Consider the following 18,171-nt stretch of genomic DNA (forward strand, 5'->3'; position numbering starts at 1 on the left):
ATCAACAGCCCCATTCCAGCACAAACCAAAAAAACTGTAGGCAAGCTCGATTTCCATCGAGTTTGTCTACAGTCTGAAGCGGCCATTATGCCGCTTTCTTTTCATTATTAGGGGATAAGATAAGCAAAAAAATGAGACAATCTCTACGATTTGCACATTAATCTCTACGGTAAAAGGGGTAATCTCTACAATTTACCCCATAATCTCTACGAAAAGTTTAATAATCTCTACGATTTACCCCATAATCTCTACAATTTCCAAAAAGTAGGAACCACGCCTTAATAAAACAGTCTGACAAGCAAATAACCAAACCCCGAAAGCAGCACAGACCCGGCAAGTCCGGCTGTCAATGCCTTTCCGCCCATTTGGCGGAATGATTTGAAATCAACATTCAATCCTAATCCGGCCATTGCCATCCCGATCAGCAGATAGGCGAAGCTGACGATTGCCGAAGCGGCGCCTTCGCTGACCAGTCCTGTCGTATTGAAGGCACTGACGGCGAGGAAACCAAGGATGAACCAGGGAATCGGAAGGGAGGCGAACGTCATTTTCTCTCCCGTTGCTCCGGTTTCCTTCCGTTTAATCAGGATGCCGATTAAAATGGCGACAGGGACAAGCAGTGCTACTCTCGTCAATTTTACGATGATGGCGAGGTCAAGCGCTGCCTGTCCAGCCGGATCGGCAGCTGCGACGACGTGGGCGATCTCATGCAAGGTGCCTCCGGCGAAAACGCCATAGTCCAGTGCATTCAACCCAAGATAAGAAAAAATCAACGTATAAAGGATAGTAAATATAGTTCCGAGCACCGCAACATTTGCTGCACCGACGGCTGTTTCTTTTTCATTCGCCTTGATGACTGGTGCGATGGCGACGACTGCTGCAGCTCCGCATATCGCCGTGCCACAGGCAGTCAGGATGCCGAGTCGCTTTTCAACCTTGAAAAGCCTGCTCAGACCATAAACCACCAGCAAGGCAAACGTCAGATTCGCAAATGCGATGAAAAAGACAGTCGCCCCTGCATTGTATATATCATAAAGATTCAGCCTGAAACCCAGCAAAATAATACCGAGCCGAAGGAGCTTTTTGCTGGAATAAGAGGCACCCTCCAACAAACCGTTATCCACTCCAACGGCAGCACGCCACATCATTCCGAGCATGATGGCGATGACAAGCTGGCCCATGATCGCGAAGAAGGGCAGTCCTGCGATCAGGCGCGCAGCCAGTGCCAGTACCAACGTTAAAGCAATCCCTTTGAACACCGGCACGCTAAAACGAGGCAAAAGTTCATTCATTTTCATCATTACACTTCCTCTGAATCAATCTATCTACCACTTTATCGAATAAAAGAAAAATAGCAAAACCCATGTATGTATTCAATCCCGAATTGTCAATATTCACAAAACGGATATATGTGGGCTAAGTTTTGCACCTGGATGGTGATTATAATGAAAGTAACTATACGACCTCCAAAAGCAGGTGAGAAAAAATGGAGAGAAGCATGTCGGAGGGAAGATTCCTAATCTATACCATTGCTGCGGTGATGTTCTTTATGCTGATTCATCTTTATCACTCCGATCTTTCACCCTACTTGAATCCTGAAAACTATATTGCCATCCATACTATTTTGGAATTTTTCAGTATTGCAGTTTCCTTTTCGATTTTTTCATATGGCTGGAAATTGTTCGGTTTCACTAAGTCAAGAAAGATCCTGATGCTTTCGTTTTTGTTCTTCATTGTCGGTGTACTCGATTTATTACACACGGTGACGTTCAAAGGCATGCCGTTTTTTATAACCGAAAGCTCGATCGCAAAGGCGACATGGTTCTGGGTTGCCGCCAGGGTGGCCGAGTCGTTGTTGATAGTCCTTGTTCTCATTCTGCCGGAACGCCAGCTGAAGGTGGATTCAAGGCGAATCTGCCTTGCTTTATGTACCATTGTTCTCGGTACCATTATGTATATGATTTTCAGGTATGAACAAAGTCTGCCTCTTCTCGTCATTGAAGGAGAAGGAACGACGCTTTTAAAAAATGTCATCGAATATGGTGTCGGTTTCCTGCACTTTATTTCCATCGTGATTTCGCTTTATTTTTATCATGAAGGCAAGGATGGCCAGCATCTGTATGTGGCTCTCGCATTTACGTTTTTATTCCTGTCGGAGCTTGTTTTTACCATCTATCAGAGCGTCTACGACATCGATAATTTCACCGGCCATTTATACAAGGCAGCAGGCTACTTTTTCATCATGAGAGGCTTCTACTTCTCGACCATTGCCGATGACAGCTTTTTTACAGGTCCCCGGGAAAAAGTTTGGTCTCAGCCTGAAGAAATGATCCAGAGTCACTACGGAATCATCTTCAGGCTGACGAAGCAGGGAAATGACTTCATCCATAAGATTGTCGGCGGTGGATTGCTGGAGGATCTCGGCTTCACCCCGAATGAAATCAACGGCAAGACGCTGAAGGAGTTTTTGCCCGAAAAAGCGGGAAGAGTTGAGAAGTATTATGAATGTGTCTGGAAAAATAATGAGAAAATCGTCTTTGATATCGAAATAGGCGGGAACACCTATGCCATTTCGCTTATGCCTGTTTTGAACAACGGGGAAGTTGTCGAGATTGCCGGGGCAGTGATGGGAATCGTGAAGCATTCACGGTTGGACCGCTGTTCAAGGAGTACAAAGGCAAGTGCCTTGTGAGATTAAAGAAAACCTGCACCCGTGCAGGTTTTTTTCTTTGTTGTTTAGGAAATTATAAAAGTATTTTTGTGTGGATAACTACATATGGGAGTCTTAATCCAGCTCCAGCGCCTAGCCCCTCGAGACGCTTCGGTCCTGCCAATGAAGTCAAAGAACGACTTCACTGTCAGGCCCTCCAGCGCTTGTCGGGGCTGAGCAAGGCGCTTGCGCTTTTTGTTCTTGTTAACCAGTCCTTAATGGAATTTTAGGGAACTCAGCGAATAAGCTATTAGTATCAGCCCTGTCCGATGTACAGGGTGACCAACTCAAGAGGGGAGCATACTTTTTCAGTAGTCAAGAGGATGTAAATAGTCTTTTTACAGGATGTTTTTAGCGGGAGGAAATGTTAATTTGGTTATGTGTTTACAAATATCAACAATATTTCTGGAAAAATGTAAACACTTACAATTTTTAAGGAAGAGGTGTTGACAGTGCTGGGATTTTTACAAAGAATCGGGAAGGCTTTGATGCTTCCAATCGCTGTTTTGCCTGCAGCGGCTTTATTGCTGCGTCTTGGGCAGCCGGACTTATTCAATATTCCTTTTATATCTGCAGCAGGTGACGCGATTTTTGCGAATCTTGCGCTGCTATTCGCAATTGGTGTGGCTGTTGGTATTGCGAAGGACGGGAATGGCGCTGCGGGTCTTGCTGGTGCAATTGGCTATTTCGTTTTGACTAAAGGTGCAGGTGCGATTAATGAAGATATCAATATGGCGGTGCTTGGAGGTATTTTATCCGGCGTGATCGCAGGATTGCTTTATAACCGATATCACGATATCAAGCTGCCAGACTATCTTGGTTTTTTCGGGGGCAGACGCTTCGTCCCCATCATTACTTCTCTGGTGATGATTATTTTAGCAGGAATCTTTGGTTATGTATGGCCGCCGATCCAGGCTGGCATCAACAATATCGGTGAGTGGATCGTTGGAGCCGGCGCACTAGGTGTCGGGGTATTCGGTTTCCTTAACCGCTTATTGATCCCATTGGGTCTTCACCATGTTCTGAACGCACTTGTATGGTTTGAATTTGGTGAATTCACGAATGCTGCAGGGGAAATAGTAAAAGGTGACCTGAACCGTTTCTTCGCAGGTGACCCTAAGGCAGGAATCTTCATGAACGGCTTCTTCCCAGTGATGATGTTCGGTCTTCCAGCTGCTGCGTTCGCGATGATTGCGGCGGCGAAAAAAGAGCGGAAGAAAGCTGTAACAGGCGCCCTGGCCGGCGTTGCATTTACTTCATTCCTGACAGGGATCACAGAACCGATCGAATTCTTGTTCATGTTCCTGTCTCCTTTATTATATGGTATCCACGCTGTCATGACCGGCCTCGCCATGTCGATCACCTATATGCTGGATATCCACCATGGTTTTGGATTCTCAGCAGGTGCGATTGATTATGTCCTGAACTATGGAATTGCTCAAAAGCCACTATTGCTGCTGGGTGTCGGTCTCGTATACGGTGTGCTATATTTCGTGCTTTTCTACTTTTTGATCATCAAGCTTGACCTGAAGACACCAGGACGTGAGGACGAAGTCGAGGGAGAGTTTACAGATAGCGGTGCTTCACAAGGCAATTATGCTGAGCTTGCAGATCATTATCTTGCTGCATTGGGAGGCAAAAACAATCTTAGGGAACTCGATAATTGCGTCACACGCCTCCGTTTAAAAGTCGATGATATGTCACAAGTGAATGAAGCAGACCTGAAACGGCTTGGCGCAAAAGGGGTATTGAAACTCAACAAAACAGACTTGCAGGTTATTGTTGGTACAGATGTCGAGTACCTGGCAAATGAAATGAAACGAAAATAAGGAGGCGGCAGTCCACCGCAGTTTACTGTGTCTTCTCTTTTATTGCCGTCCACCGGAAGCGCCTATTCCATATGTATTCCCTAATTTTGTAAGTTCGTTTCAGCATTTATCCGGGTAAAAACAAACACGGCCGCTGATACTAACTTAAGGAGGGATTCAACATGGATAAGGATAAACTTGTGGACATTGATCCAAACGCAAAGCCTGGGAATCAACGTGAGATGGAAGAACATTTAAAGACGACGGAGGCGAATCAGAAGCTTCAGGATGCTTTTTATGACGAAAACAAAAGCGACGGAGTTGACCCCGCAAACCTTAATAACCAATCAGCCATACTAACGGAAATGGACTAAAGCCGGCAGACGAGTGCCGGCTTTTGCCTTGGTTTTATTGATGTCGGTCCGTTTTATCGTTCTGGTCTTTGTTGCGTTTGTTGCCTTTGCTGTTATCCCCGCTGGCCAACTCGCCGGAAAACTCAGCCATCTGGTTGCCGAGCCTCGGTGAATTCTGGTTTTTGCTGCCTTTATTGTTCTTTTTGGTCATTTTAAGCCCCCCTAGTAGTAAGTTCAGTTTAGTTTTCCCGGAAAGCAGGGAGCAATATGTACTGTTTTCTTAGTATGAAAAAAAGAAGCAGCTGTCTGACAGCTGCCCCTTCTGCTTACTCTTTGATCGCTTGTTCGATTTCTTTTTCGCTCACATTCGTTACTTGAGCGGTTTCCTTCAATTCCTGAATCAGCTCATTTGCTTCCTCATAAAGCGTGTCATCGGTGAATTCCTCGGAAAAGTACAAGGAATCTTCCAGCACGGCCTTTACCCGCAGCCTTGTACCGGACTCCGTGTCCTCGTCGCCAAGTGTGACTGCAGAGCGGGAGGTCTCATGCTGGCTGAGCAAAATTTTCTTTGGATTTTGATCTTCTTTTACAGCTTCAACAATTTCCGCCAACGAATGAACTCGTTTCAATGACATCACCCCTCTATTATGTATTCCATATTTGATGATTTTAAAACCAGTCAAAGAATAATTTCGAAAATTGTCCCTTTGCCGGGCTCGCTTTTAAGTCTGATTTTGCCGCCATGCGCCTCCACAAGCTCCTTTACGATGGCTAGCCCAAGGCCAGAGCCGCCAAGGGATGATGACCGCGACTTGTCGACGCGGTAAAAACGGTCGAAAACCCATGCCTGGTCCTCTTTAGGGATGCCTTTCCCTTCATCTTCAATCGTAAGATGTGTGCGGCCGCTCTTTTTAAATGCATGAATTGTAGTTGTTGTGCCTGCAGCAGAATACTTCCGGGCATTATCCAGCAGGTTGATGACGATCTGCTCAAAACGGACTGGATCGGCCTCGATATAGCTTTCCTCGTCACAGATTAAGTTAAGCATGATATTTATCTCCTGGAAGGAGGGAAGCATTTTCATCTGGATGCTATGCAAAAATCCGCAAAGCTCCAAAGGCTCTTTTTGGATGGGAAAAGTATTCTCATCCATTTTGGCTAGATCGAATAAACTCTTGACGAGATCGGACAGCCTGGCTGCTTCTTCATTGATAATTTGCAGGTATTTGCTTTTGTCCTCTGGACTCGTTGATTCCCTTCCAGCAATGTCTGCATAACCTTTTATATAAGTCAGCGGTGTCCTTAGTTCATGCGAAATGCTTGCGAGAAACTCACTGCGCTGCTGCTTGATATGGTTGAGGTCATCCGCCAGCACTTTGATCGATTCCCCCAGTTCTCCCAGCTCATCGTTCCCAAGGCGGGGCAAAGCGACAGAATAGTCGCCCTGGCGGATCTTCAAGGTTGCCTCATTCATTTTGATCACTGGCTTTGTAATGAATCTGGAAAGGAAAAGTGTGATGACTACCATTGAAGAAAGCAGCAGGATTCCCGCAAGCCAGAAATGCCTGTTAAGCCTGGCGATCAGCCCCTGGACACGCTGCGTGTTCTTGAACATATAGACGTTTCCATTTGCCTCTAAAGGGCTGACCGAAGCAATGTACTTCTTGTCCTGCCAGTCATCCTCAAGGATCAAGCCGGTTCGCGGAACGTCCGGTGCTGCGGTAATAATATTTTGTATGTATTGGTCAACCGGAATGGAGGAAGCAACCACTTCACCATTCTGGCCGGTGATGACAACATGAGTTTCCGTCCTGGATTCCATCGTTGTAATGTGGTGAATCGTTTCCGCAGTATAGGAAGTTTCCAGAATATCTCGATGGTTATTCCCGCGTGTCAGCAGGGAATCCAGTTCTTCATCAATTCGTGAATGGATGATTGATGAGTGAAGAAAGTAAAACAGGAAGCCCTCAACCATCAATATTGTTATGAAAAATACAATGCCTATTTTAAGTGAAATGCGATCCATATTTGCTCACTCCAAAGGATATCTTTATATTCATCATACTAAAAAAGAAGAGTGATAATAAGTGTTTGATAAATGGAATAAACTGGTTTATGCATTTCAATAATGGGTAATTTATCCAAGTGTACAAAAAAGGGGGAGCGAAAACATGGAGAAAGATTTTTATTTTTCCAAGCTGAGGATAGCGGTCCTGTTCTTTTTTATCAGTCTCGTGACCATCGGATTTAGTTGGGGATTCCTCAGCATGATGTCAGAACCAGAGGGAAATGGGGGAGGACTTGTATTGTTTGGGGCAATCATCCTGATTCTTGGATGGAGTCTGGTCTTTCTCGGAAAAACTTTTTTCCAAAAAGAGGCCAATGTAACAATCAGTGACCGCGGTCTCACATTAAGAGGGAAGGCAGGACCTGGCTTCATTCCCTGGGAAGACATTGAGGGGATTCTGCCATATGAGGTACATAATAATGCGACACTGGGCATTATCCTTAAGGATGAGGAATACTACCTGAATGCAATGCCAAAGGGAGGTCAGCGTCTCGCCAGGCTGAATGTCAAAACAGGATTTCCGGCTTTCAATATAGGCCTGAGCAATATTAAAGACAAGCAGGGGCTCATCGATTTCCTGCTTGAAATGAAAGTCCCATTCTTCATTGAAGCGGACGAGAATGAGCTTGTTGACCAGGAAAAGGAAACGAATATGCAGTAGCAAAAAAGCGGAGGAGCAGGGCTCTCCGCTTTCCTTGAATTTATATCCTTCCTCTATTTGAAAAAACAGCATGGCATCTTGCAGCCATGCTGTTAAGCAACTAATTGAGAAGGCTTTTCCAATCATTTATAAAAGTGGAAGCAGATGCGTTGGGGGATGACAACACTTCCTCTGTGGGACCAGTCTGTTTCAGCTCACCATCCATCAGGATCGCAAGCGTTCCAGCAAGGTATTTCAGTTCCATAAGATCGTGGCTGACAAAAACTGTTGTCGTTTTCGTCTGCCCGATAATCGACTTAATATCCTTCAATAACTGCACCTTCGTGGGGAAGTCAAGTGCAGAGAAGGGTTCATCGAGGAACAGGACTTCCGGCTCAAGCACCATTGCCCGGGCAAGGTTGACACGCTGGGCCTCGCCGCCGGACAGGTATGCTGCGTGTTTTTTGGCAAGATGGCTAATCTGGAATTTTTCCAGCCAGTAGGCAACCTTTTGCTTTACTTCCTGGCGGGGAAGATTCCTTAGCTTCAAGCCAATCGCAACATTTTGAAAAACGGTTGTATCAAGAAGCAGCGGCTGTTGCATCGCGACAGCGAATTTTCTTCGCATCTTAAGAGAGAGATCGTCAGAGATATCCTGACCTTTGAAAAAAATCGAGCCCTGAGCTGGTTTCTCCAGCAGGGACAAAGCTTTTATAAAAGTGCTTTTTCCAGCACCATTCGGACCCATGATCCCTAGGATTTCTCCGTCTTGTATCTCAAAGTGGGGGATGGACAGCAGGTTTTTCTTCCCGGCTCTCACTTCTAAATTTTTTACAGTAATCAGTGGGGTCATAGGCTCCGCTTCCTTTGCTGTAAGTAAGTCAGGCTAAATGTGATAATGAACGCCAATGTCATCAGGATGAATGAAAGTGCAAGAGCGATATCGAAATTGCCTTTCGATACTTCCATGACAATCGAAGTCGTGAGGATCCGGGTCTCGCCGCTGAGATTGCCGCCGACCATCATTGCGGCGCCGACCTCGGCAATGACTCGTCCAAATCCGGCTATGATGGCGGCAAGAATCGCAAGCTTTACTTCTTTCATCAAAATCCAATATAGCTGGAACTTCGTCGCTCCAAGCGCTTTGACCTGAAGGATCAGTTTAGGATTGATTTGCTGGAATGCCGTGCTTGTCAGCGCTGTGACAATCGGCAGTGAAACGAGAATCTGTGCCATGATGATTGCGGTTGGCGTGTACAGCCAGGCCAGATCGCCAAGCGGACCAGAGCGCCACAGGAAAAGAGTGATCCATAGACCAGCGACGACAGGAGGGAGGCCCATGCCGATATTGATGATGGCAAGGAGCAGCTTCCTTCCCGGAAATCGGGCAAGCCCAAGGAACATTCCCGCTGGAATACCGATCATTGTGCTGATCAGCACAGCTGTAATCGATACCCTCAGCGTCAGCAGGGTAATCTCGAGGATTTCCCGGTCTCCTGACAGGATCATTTCTATCGCTTTTTTCAATCCTTCTAATAAAAGTTCCATACGCAATCAGACTTTCTTTTGAATTTGTACTTGCAAAATTTCTGAGAATTGAAGTATTACACTTCAAGAATTGTCCATCTCCAGCGCCTTAGCCCTGGAGATGCTTCGTACCTGCCAATGAAGCCAAAGAACGGCTTCATTTCTTGTCGGGATAATCAAGACTGTTCCAATTTTCTTATTCAAAAAGGAAGAATAATGGCTCGCCGTACTCATCGGTGCCAAATTCCTTGATAATCTTCTTTGTCTCTTCTGAGGTCATATAGTCGACAAATGCTTTCGCACCTTCTGCATTTACTTTATCATGTTTTTCCTCGTTAACTTGCATAACGTGATAAATATTCAGCAGGCTTTCGTCACCTTCAACCAAAATTCCGGTGTCAGGCATGTTCTTTTTCTGAGCCAGGAATGTAGCACGGTCTGTCAAAGTATAAGCTTGTTTTTCGGAAGCGATCTGCAGTGTTGCACCCATCCCTTGTCCAGCTTCGATATATGCATCACCAAGGCTTTTCGGATCAAGAGAAGATTTCTTCCAAAGTTCGATCTCTTTTTTATGAGTGCCGGAATCATCACCACGAGACACGAATGAAGCTTTTGTATCAATGATTTTTTTCAATGTTTCAGGTACTGTTAAGCCTTTTACTTTTGCTGGGTCTTCAGCTGGTCCAACAATGATGAAGTCATTGTACATGACCTTCTGTCGGTTGATGGCATCGCCGCTTTTTACGATTTCTTCCTCCGCTGCAGGTGCGTGCACAAGAAGGACGTCCGCTTCACCGCGTGTTCCCATTTCAAGAGCCTGTCCGGTACCAACGGCAATGATTTTCAGATTATAATTGTTTTTTTCTTCAAAATCAGGCTTCAGAACATCAAGAAGGCCGCTATCCTGAGTACTGGTAGTTGTCGCTAGGATCAAATCCGTTTTTTCTGTTTTTTCCGTTTTTGTCTCTTGCTGATTTTCAGCTTCCTTTGTCGAGGAGTCAGAACAGCCTGTAACAAAAGCGAACATAAGTACAAGCAATAGTGAAATTAAATGTTTGAATTTCATTCCTTATTCCTCCGTTGAGTGGTTTCCATAAATGATGTTTCCGAATTCTTCAGCATCATAGCCATCAAGGTCTGCAATGCTATCTTTGAAATTGGTGAGCTGGATCAGGTCGATCAAGTGCTGGAGGGCTTCTTTGTTTCCAGGAGTCCAGCGGAACACTAAGTCAAACTGTTCCCTCGTGAGCGGGATGAAATCGAGACCTAGCTGGCTTGCTGCGCACCTGATTCCAAATGCTGCATCTGCTGTACCCCTGCTGATATGAGCTGCAGCCCCCAGGTGTGTCCACTCTTCATTTTCATAACCCTTCACATTTGTCGGCTCAAGTTTTTCATTGGCAAGGAAGGAATCGAGCAGGAAACGGGTGCCGGCTCCTTTTTGGCGATTGACAATAGTGACGTCAGTCCTTGCCAAATCTTTGACCCCGGTAATATCCTTTGGATTGCCCTTCGCGACAATCATACCCTGCTCCCTTGAAGCAAGCCTCATAACGGTAATAGGCTCGTGGACAAACAGCTGCCGGATGAAGGGAAGATTGTATTGCTGCGATGTCGGGTCGAGCAAATGGACGGCCGCAATATCGGCGCTGCCGCGATACAGCATCATCAGACCTTCGAGACTGCCGATGTAGGAGGGAGTGATGCTGAGTCCCGTTCCTTCAGAGGCTATGTACTTTACCAGCTGTTCGACCAGGAAATCATGGCTGCCAGCGAGCTGCACAGAATGCTGGGAATTTCCCTTTGCTTCCTGAACTCTGGCAGGAGTTGCGGACATGCTGGTTTTGTATCTTTCAAACTCGCTTTCTTCGATGCGCATCTTATTGCCCACTTTGAAAGCGGCAAGGTCTCCGCGCTTGATCATTTCATAGACGGTATGCTTTGAAATCTTCAGCATGGAGGCGATTTCATCGGGAGTGTAAATTTGCAAAAGGCTTCCCTCCTTTTCTTCCTAATCTAAATATAATAAAATATTTAATAGTTAGGTAGAGTTTTTGTTTGGTTTTGTTTATTTTCGTTAAGTTTTGTTTGTGGTTTATCATATTTTGTTCACAATTTAGGAATTAGATTACCAAATAAAACCTTCACAAAATACTCCAGGCAGTATCGTGTATTTCTGATTCAATACATGGTAAACTAAACTCTAGAAATATTTGATGCAGAAAGGAATACGGGAGAATGCAGATTTCAGATAAAGCGCGCGACATTTTAAAAGAAATCCTCGCAGAGCGCAATGCGGAAGGTATCCGCGTCTACTTTGGCGGCTTTGGCTGAGGAGGCCCGCAGATTGGTCTGGCTCTGGAAGAGCCGGAAGAAGATGATCATGTAACAGTAATCAATGAAATCCAAGTTGCGATTGAATCCAATATCGTCGACTATACAGAAGGCATGGCCCTCGAATATGACGAATACCGTGAAGGCCTCGTCCTCATGGGCGGCGACGGCGGCTGCTGATAAATGTGCACACCTCATGTGCATGCCTGACATAAATGGCGCACATCTATTTGCACAGGCCTGACATCAAAAAATGCACACCATCTTGTGAATGGTGTGCATTTTTTCGTAGTTGATTACTGGAAAAAAACGCGTGGAATTTCCAATTCGCTATATAAAGTAAAAAGTCGCTATAAAAAAATAAAAGTCGCTATAAAAAGTAAAAACTCGCTATAAAAATGAAAAACTCGCTATAAAAAATTTCAGAACTGCCCGGTGAACTGAAAATACAGCACGATCAGCCCGATTACCCATACATAAATCGCAAAAGGTTTTAATGAGCGCTTTTTTAAATAGCCAATCATCCATTTTACGGCGATATAACCGAAAATCGCAGCCGAAATGATGCCAATCAGCAAAGCCTGAAGTGAAATCGTCTCGCTCCCGCCGCTGAAGAGGTCCTTTCCCTGAAGGACGATTGCCCCGAGAATGGCTGGCGTCGAAAGCAGAAAAGAGAAGTAAGCTGCTGTCTCGCGGTCAAGCTTCCTCCAAAGCGCAGCGACGATGGTCAGCCCTGAACGGGAAATAGCCGGGAAGATCGCAGCAGCCTGGAAGCTCCCGATTACAAGGGCATCTGTATAACTGATGTCATCCATCTTTTTACGCCCATTTTTAATCGAATCCGCGAACCACATCAATGTTCCAGTGATCAGGAATTCCCAGCCGATTGTCACGCCTGTTTTGGAGATTTCATCAAAATAATCCTCAAACAGCAAACCGACAACGACAGCGGGAAGCGTACCGACAACAAGCAGGAAGGTCAGCTTCCCGAATGGATTTTTCAACATCTTGATGAATTCATACCTATAAAACACAAATACGGCCAGAAGCGTACCAACATGTAGCATCGTGTCGAGCAGAAGGCCAGCTTCCTCGAGCCCAAACAGGTTCCTGCCGAGATAAAGGTGCCCGGTCGAGCTGATCGGCAAGAACTCGGTCAGTCCCTGAATCAGCCCAAGAATAAAAGCTTCAATTTTAGATAGCATGAAGTATCCCCACTTTTTCAAAGACTTTGTCCATTACAAAGCTATGAAACATGTCCCGGTGGTATGCAAGCTATTTTTTGATGACTCCAATGGAAGGCCAGCTTCCTTTTGGTGACACCACCGGAATGTGAGCCTCATATGAATTTTACCGTTGGACTGTGCTTCAATTTGATGACATCATAGAGTGCCATGTTCTCATGTTGCGGACGCCACCAAATTGCCACAAGCCACCGCCTGTGTCAATATGCCTGAATACAGTGAATATGGATATGTAATAATAACCATTTCAGAGTCAGAAGTTGTGATTTATTGTCGAAAAAAATATAATGAAGTATTGAACAGTTCTTCTGATATTTTTGCAGAAAACGTCCTTCATTTAAAAAGGGGAATAAACATGACATCGAATCAAAAAAATAATTCCCGGCTCGACTATGGGCTGGTTACGATACTGATCCTTTTATTTCTTGCAAGCTGCATTGCCATTTACAGCGCCCAGACAACGGGGCAGTATGGCTCTGAAAACTTCCTGATCAAACAGATTATCTGGTACGTCATCGGTGCCGGCATCATTACCGCGGTCATCACACTGGATTCCGACCAGCTGCAAAAACTGAGCTGGTATGCTTACGGCTTTGGGCTGGTGCTGCTGGCAGGGTTGATTGTTGCTCCCTCAGGTATCGCTCCGGTCATCAATGGAGCAAAAAGCTGGTACAAGGTGCCGGCAATGGGGACGCTGCAGCCGTCTGAACTAGTCAAAGTGTTCATCATCCTGGCTCTGGCGAGAGTGATAGTCGATCATCATCAGAAATACCGCTTAAAAACGATCCAAACAGACTTATGGCTTTTGATTAAAATCGGCTTGGTGACAATGGCGCCGCTCATGCTTGTCATGCAGCAGCCTGACCTTGGGACTTCGCTTGTGTATATTGCGATCATGCTCGGGATGATTTTCATCTCCGGCATCACATGGAAGCTGCTAGTACCGATTTTTGGCACAGGTCTAACATTAATCTCGATTATCTTTTATTTTGTCATCTGGAAACCAGAAATTCTTGAGAAATACCTTGGCGTAAAAGAGTATCAATTCGGCCGGATCTATTCCTGGCTGGATCCATATAATTATCAGAGTTCGACCGGCTTCCAGCTGACGAGATCGCTGCTGGCAATTGGCTCCGGTGAAACAGTAGGTAAAGGCTATGGAACAAGGGAAGTTTACCTTCCGGAGAGCCATACCGATTTCATTTTCAGCATAATCGGTGAGGAATTTGGATTTGTTGGTGCAAGTGTTCTTGTCAGCTTGTTTTTCTTGCTGATTTATCAGATCACGAAAATCGGAATGGAAACAAAAAACGATTTTTATACCTATATTTGTGTAGGTGTTATCAGCATGATCACCTTCCACGTTTTCCAGAACATCGGCATGACGATCGGCCTTCTGCCAATCACCGGAATTCCGCTGCCATTCATCAGCTACGGAGGCAGCTCCCTGATGGGGAATATGCTTGCCGTCAGCCTGATCTTCTCGATACGGTACCATTACAAAAAATATATGTTTTCAACATCCACATAAAAACGAGCAGGAATCGATTCCTGCTCGTTTTTTTTTCCTGTTCAAGACCCAATTCTTATTCAATGATTCCTACCTCAGTAATGACCACATCAGTGTTAACATGCACGGTCAGGTTTTTGTATTCATCTTCCCATTTTTTAAAATCAAAGCCTCTCGTTTTGGTTTTAATGAAGTGGCCGAATCCTACCGGGTCGGTGCCCTTTTCCTGAAAATCTTTGATCATTGCGGTGGCCTCTTTGTTGACCTGTGTTTCGAATTGCTTTTCGATATCTTTGATAATCGCCGGCGTTACGATATTCCCGGTATATTCCCGTATCAGGCCTTTAATTTTGATATCCACTGTGATGGTGTAAGGGTCCCGTTTTGTCAGTTTTAGTTTATGTTTGGAATCCAGGTCTTTTATAACAGCTTTCTTATTATCTACGGAAAGCTTAAAAGACCCTTCGCTGAACTTATCTGTCAGCAGTTTGAAAAAGAACATTTTTTCAGGAGGGAGTTCGCCTACAAGCTGATCATCTTTGAATAATGCAATCCCTACGATATCCACGATCTCCGGCTCTACCTTTTTTAAGATGGGGAGGTAGGGATCCTTTCCTTCCTGAAAACGGTCAAAGGTAAACAGATGCATATTTGTTTCAGGGAGATTCCGGTTTTTCATATTGTGCTCGATCAGTTGGGATAAGTGTACGGCGTTCCCACGGTCTCCATATGTACCGGATAAAATACTTTTTGCTGACTCATCAGCTACGGCAAAATAAACCCCTGCGCCGATACTCGCATCGCGCTGAAAAGCATCTGTATACTCGCTGATGCCTTTTTTGGCAATATCCTCTCCGAACAAGGCAATTTCCAGTGCGCCTGTAACAATTGGCTGCGCTGATTTCCGCTGTACCTCCTGGATGAGATCCATACTGCTTAAGGCCGTGGCGGAATAGGTGAAATTGCCGATCTTTTTATCAGGGTTGAAGATGGGAATCATGACGGTTCCTTCAATTTTTCCATCCTCAGCCACGTCATAACCCACGCCCATTTCAATATTGACATCATCGATGATTTCTTTTTCGACACAGCCGGTAAGGGCCATTACGGCTGTGATAATCAGACAGAGCATTTTAATTCTCATTTTTATTTTTCACCTTCTTCGCAATCCATGTGGCGATAAATAAAAAGGGGATATAAACATAGGTTATGACGAAGCCGATTCTTGCAGTCCAATCATTCAGAAGATTGATTCTAGCACGAGTATCAAAGAACATGATCGCAACTAAACATATCAAGGCAAGACCAATGACGCCTTTTCTTTGCCGCAGCTTAAAAGCCCTTTTTAAAATCATGCTGCCACCCCAAAGGGCAATGCATACATTCGGGAGGATGATCAGATTCCAGTTGGCAATCCCAATATATTCAAACCTTTCAACGAAGGGCATGGTGACGATCTTCCACATGTCGAGGGTCGCCCAAATGGATTTTGCCAGCTGGCCCTCTGAAAAGAAACTGAATGTAATGATTGCCAGGACAGTATAGATTATAGTCGTCAAAAAGACGCCTAGATGAGCCCACTTTTGGGATTTGGGTGCGTCTTTAATGAATGGATAGAAAAAAAGCGGGATCTCGAATCCGATATAGGTCAAAGACATATTATAGGCACTGGTTGCAAGTTCTTTAACAGAGTGATCAAAAATCGGCAGAAGGTTCGTGAAATCTGCATATTTTAATGTGAAACCGAAAGTCAGCAGCAGATAACTTGGCAGTACGATACAGAAAAAGGCAACACCAGTTACTGTGCGAAACCCTCCAAATACGATGTAGATAGAAAGAATCAAAAAAACAAAGCTGTACCAGAACGCGCTGATTTCAGGAAACATCCATACCTGGATGACTTCAATATAGGTCCGTAATACCGCCATTACAAAAATGAGAAGGTAGATAATGGAAATGGCACTTATCATATTGCCGATTTTTTTGCCAAACACATAAGCGTTCGCCGCCACAATATCTCCTTCGACTGTCCCGCAAATTTTATAGATCATCCAGATAATAATGTGGATGCTCAAACCGGCAGCAAGAACGGAGATCCAGGCGTCATAACCTGCAGCCTTCGCGATGATTCGCTGGTAACCCAGTACCCCGATGCCGATTTGCATGGACATGATCAAATAGAGAACGAGAAAGGGTGAAACTTGCAATCTTTCGGGTACTGGCTGCTGCATGACTCAAAACCTCCAATGCTCATTCATCAATATCCTTCTTTTCCTTCGCCTTTTTCTCACTGAAGCGGGCAGGATTTTCCGTCCTCAAATATTGTGGCCGATTGTATTGCATCGTAAACGGCAGACGGATGATCGCATCCTTGAAATCAGTGACCCTGGGAGGGTAAAGAGGTTCCAAAAATGGCCTTCCCAAAGATGTCAGTCTAAGCAAATGGGTCAGAAGGAATGAAAAGGAGACGACGATTCCGAGCAAGCCCCAGAGCTCCGCGAACAACAGGAATGGAAAACGCAGCAACCTGATTGTGTTGCCCATTCGGTATACAGGTGTTGTAAAGGACGCCAGTGCGGCCAACGCAACAATAATCAGCAGGACATTACTGGTCAGGCCGGCTTCAACGGAAGCTGTCCCGATTACGATACCGCCCACGATACCGATTGTCTGGCCAACCTTGGTTGGCAGTCGGGCTCCAGCCTCACGCAGAAGTTCGATCGTCAGCTCAAGGAACAATGCTTCCAGGATAGGAGGAAGGGGAATTTCTCTTCTAGACGTAATCAATGTGCTTAGCAGGTCCTTCGGGATCAATTCATAGTGATACGACAAAGTTGCCACATAAATCGGTGTAATCAGAATCGAGAAGGCAACAGCGAACAAACGAACCAAACGGAAAAAAGAAGAGAGTAAATAATTCAGGAAATAGTCTTCGAATGACCCGAAAAATTCGACCAGGGTCGTAGGGCCAATCAGCGCATGTGGTGACCCGTCAACAAGGATGGCGACTTTTCCCTCCGCGAGTACAGCCGCAATCCGGTCGGGCCTTTCTGTATCGAGCAATTGCGGGAAGGGAGAATTCTGGTTATCTGAAATTAATTGCACAATATAGGAACTATCCGTAATTTCATCAAACTCGATATCCTTAATTCGCTGAATGACCGTATCGACATTATCCTTATTTGTAATGCCATCAATGTAAAGGACAGCGACCCCACTTTTTGAAAGCGAACCAACCGTGTAGTTTTCGACGATTAGCTCTTTAACAGGAACCCTTTTCCGGATCATATTAAGATTCTGGTCAATTGACTCGACAAAAGACTCTTTTGGACCGATGACACTGAACTCGACTTCTGGCATCCCGACTGCGCGGACGATTTCCTTCTGTGCTGCGATGAACGCAAAATATTTCTCTTCATTTTCAAGGGTCAGCAGTACATAGCCGTTAAAGAGCTTCGTTTCAATCTCCTCGTTCTTGTCCGATACCTGGACATCTGCGACGGGGACCAGCTTTTTGACATCTTCAATGGTGAAAAAATCACCTTCAAGCAGTCCGGGGAGAGCATTATTCTGAAGAAGGCTTTCATCCACAAGAGTGGAAATAAAGGAAAAACAGAATTTTTTTTCTGATTTCTGGTTCACGTAAAAGGTTTTTTTATAATCGTGCGACTTGAAAAGCGTATTTTCCCAGCCATGGTCATTTAGATATTGGTCAGGCCTTTGACCATCTGTATCCTGCCTGGCCGCTTCTTTTTCAATGTCTTCCAGCAGTTTTTTCTTGAATAACTTTCTCATTGCACTCTCCGCCAATCTTGGTTTACGCTTATCATTTCCGAAATTGGGAGGAATATGAAGTCATTACGAAATTTTGTTAAATATGCCTCCTATCATCAACCTAGTGCTCATTTGGAAGAATAAAAAAACCCGCATATCTTTGCGGGTTTTCTGCTTTATATATATATGGGGAGGGAATTAGT

At 45.0% G+C, this 18,171-nt stretch carries 18 protein-coding genes; 5 read left to right on the forward strand and 13 right to left on the reverse strand.

Features of this window, described 5'->3' with window-relative positions; translation table 11 throughout:
• Positions 1-278: 278 nt before the first annotated feature.
• Positions 279-1,301: a YeiH family protein gene (locus FS736_RS14245; RefSeq protein WP_144478420.1), complete on the reverse strand. Its 1,023-nt coding sequence runs from the start codon at positions 1,299-1,301 to the stop codon at positions 279-281.
• Between the two features lie 185 nt (positions 1,302-1,486).
• Between FS736_RS14245 and FS736_RS14250 the strand changes: the two genes are divergently transcribed.
• From FS736_RS14250 to FS736_RS14260, 3 genes are all read left to right on the forward strand, one after another.
• On the forward strand, positions 1,487-2,692 hold the full coding sequence (locus FS736_RS14250) for an MASE3 domain-containing protein (protein ID WP_144478422.1): 1,206 nt from the start codon (positions 1,487-1,489) through the stop codon (positions 2,690-2,692).
• Between the two features lie 470 nt (positions 2,693-3,162).
• Positions 3,163-4,539, forward strand: coding sequence for an N-acetylglucosamine-specific PTS transporter subunit IIBC (gene nagE, locus FS736_RS14255; protein WP_144478424.1), 1,377 nt, complete (start codon positions 3,163-3,165; stop codon positions 4,537-4,539).
• Between the two features lie 161 nt (positions 4,540-4,700).
• Positions 4,701-4,892, forward strand: coding sequence for a hypothetical protein (locus FS736_RS14260; RefSeq protein ID WP_144478426.1), 192 nt, complete (start codon positions 4,701-4,703; stop codon positions 4,890-4,892).
• Between the two features lie 34 nt (positions 4,893-4,926).
• Here the strand turns inward: FS736_RS14260 and FS736_RS24360 are convergent, their stop codons facing one another.
• The 3 genes from FS736_RS24360 to FS736_RS14270 all read right to left on the reverse strand — a co-directional run bounded on the left by FS736_RS24360 (position 4,927) and on the right by FS736_RS14270 (position 6,897).
• Complete coding sequence (locus tag FS736_RS24360) at positions 4,927-5,082, reverse strand: hypothetical protein (protein ID WP_186326801.1); 156 nt, start codon at positions 5,080-5,082, stop codon at positions 4,927-4,929.
• Between the two features lie 115 nt (positions 5,083-5,197).
• A complete protein-coding gene (locus FS736_RS14265) occupies positions 5,198-5,500 on the reverse strand; it encodes a hypothetical protein (RefSeq protein ID WP_144478428.1) in 303 nt (100 codons plus the stop codon).
• A gap of 50 nt (positions 5,501-5,550) precedes the next feature.
• Positions 5,551-6,897: a sensor histidine kinase gene (locus FS736_RS14270; protein ID WP_144478430.1), complete on the reverse strand. Its 1,347-nt coding sequence runs from the start codon at positions 6,895-6,897 to the stop codon at positions 5,551-5,553.
• A gap of 145 nt (positions 6,898-7,042) precedes the next feature.
• Between FS736_RS14270 and FS736_RS14275 the strand changes: the two genes are divergently transcribed.
• Positions 7,043-7,600, forward strand: a complete 558-nt coding sequence (locus FS736_RS14275; protein ID WP_144478432.1) for a PH domain-containing protein — start codon at positions 7,043-7,045, stop codon at positions 7,598-7,600.
• A 100-nt stretch (positions 7,601-7,700) separates the two neighbouring features.
• On the opposite strand, the gene FS736_RS14280 is transcribed toward FS736_RS14275, so the two are convergent.
• The 6 genes from FS736_RS14280 to FS736_RS14305 form a co-directional block, all read right to left on the reverse strand.
• Positions 7,701-8,432: an ABC transporter ATP-binding protein gene (locus FS736_RS14280; protein ID WP_144478434.1), complete on the reverse strand. Its 732-nt coding sequence runs from the start codon at positions 8,430-8,432 to the stop codon at positions 7,701-7,703.
• Positions 8,429-9,127: an ABC transporter permease gene (locus tag FS736_RS14285; protein WP_144478436.1), complete on the reverse strand. Its 699-nt coding sequence runs from the start codon at positions 9,125-9,127 to the stop codon at positions 8,429-8,431. Before FS736_RS14285 ends, FS736_RS14280 begins: the two co-directional genes overlap by 4 nt.
• Before the next feature lie 175 nt (positions 9,128-9,302).
• The gene (locus FS736_RS14290; protein ID WP_144478438.1) at positions 9,303-10,172 is read right to left on the reverse strand and encodes an ABC transporter substrate-binding protein; all 870 of its coding nucleotides are present in this window, start codon (positions 10,170-10,172) and stop codon (positions 9,303-9,305) included.
• 3 nt (positions 10,173-10,175) lie between these two features.
• On the reverse strand, positions 10,176-11,096 hold the full coding sequence (locus FS736_RS14295; protein WP_260983610.1) for a helix-turn-helix transcriptional regulator: 921 nt from the start codon (positions 11,094-11,096) through the stop codon (positions 10,176-10,178).
• Positions 11,097-11,374: 278 nt separating this feature from the next.
• Positions 11,375-11,653, reverse strand: coding sequence for a hypothetical protein (locus FS736_RS14300; protein ID WP_144478440.1), 279 nt, complete (start codon positions 11,651-11,653; stop codon positions 11,375-11,377).
• Positions 11,654-11,862: 209 nt separating this feature from the next.
• Complete coding sequence (locus FS736_RS14305) at positions 11,863-12,645, reverse strand: undecaprenyl-diphosphate phosphatase (RefSeq protein WP_144478442.1); 783 nt, start codon at positions 12,643-12,645, stop codon at positions 11,863-11,865.
• A gap of 394 nt (positions 12,646-13,039) precedes the next feature.
• Between FS736_RS14305 and FS736_RS14310 the strand changes: the two genes are divergently transcribed.
• Positions 13,040-14,215 (forward strand): FtsW/RodA/SpoVE family cell cycle protein, encoded by a 1,176-nt coding sequence (locus FS736_RS14310; RefSeq protein ID WP_144478445.1) that lies wholly within the window; start codon positions 13,040-13,042, stop codon positions 14,213-14,215.
• 55 nt (positions 14,216-14,270) lie between these two features.
• On the opposite strand, the gene FS736_RS14315 is transcribed toward FS736_RS14310, so the two are convergent.
• From FS736_RS14315 to FS736_RS14325, 3 genes are read right to left on the reverse strand one after another with little or no spacing between them, the layout of a single operon-like run.
• Entirely contained in the window at positions 14,271-15,338 is a 1,068-nt protein-coding gene (locus FS736_RS14315) for a Ger(x)C family spore germination protein (protein WP_144478447.1), read from the reverse strand.
• Positions 15,328-16,425 carry a GerAB/ArcD/ProY family transporter gene (locus tag FS736_RS14320; RefSeq protein ID WP_144478449.1) on the reverse strand — a complete coding sequence of 366 codons (1,098 nt, stop codon included), beginning with the start codon at positions 16,423-16,425 and terminating at the stop codon, positions 15,328-15,330. The genes FS736_RS14315 and FS736_RS14320 overlap by 11 nt, the downstream gene beginning before the upstream one ends.
• A 19-nt stretch (positions 16,426-16,444) precedes the next feature.
• Positions 16,445-17,989: a spore germination protein gene (locus tag FS736_RS14325; protein WP_144478451.1), complete on the reverse strand. Its 1,545-nt coding sequence runs from the start codon at positions 17,987-17,989 to the stop codon at positions 16,445-16,447.
• Between the last annotated feature and the right edge of the window lie 182 nt (positions 17,990-18,171).

The organism is Cytobacillus oceanisediminis 2691 (assembly GCF_007678455.1).
GTDB classification, from domain to species: Bacteria; Bacillota; Bacilli; order Bacillales; family Cytobacillaceae; genus Mesobacillus; species Mesobacillus oceanisediminis_A.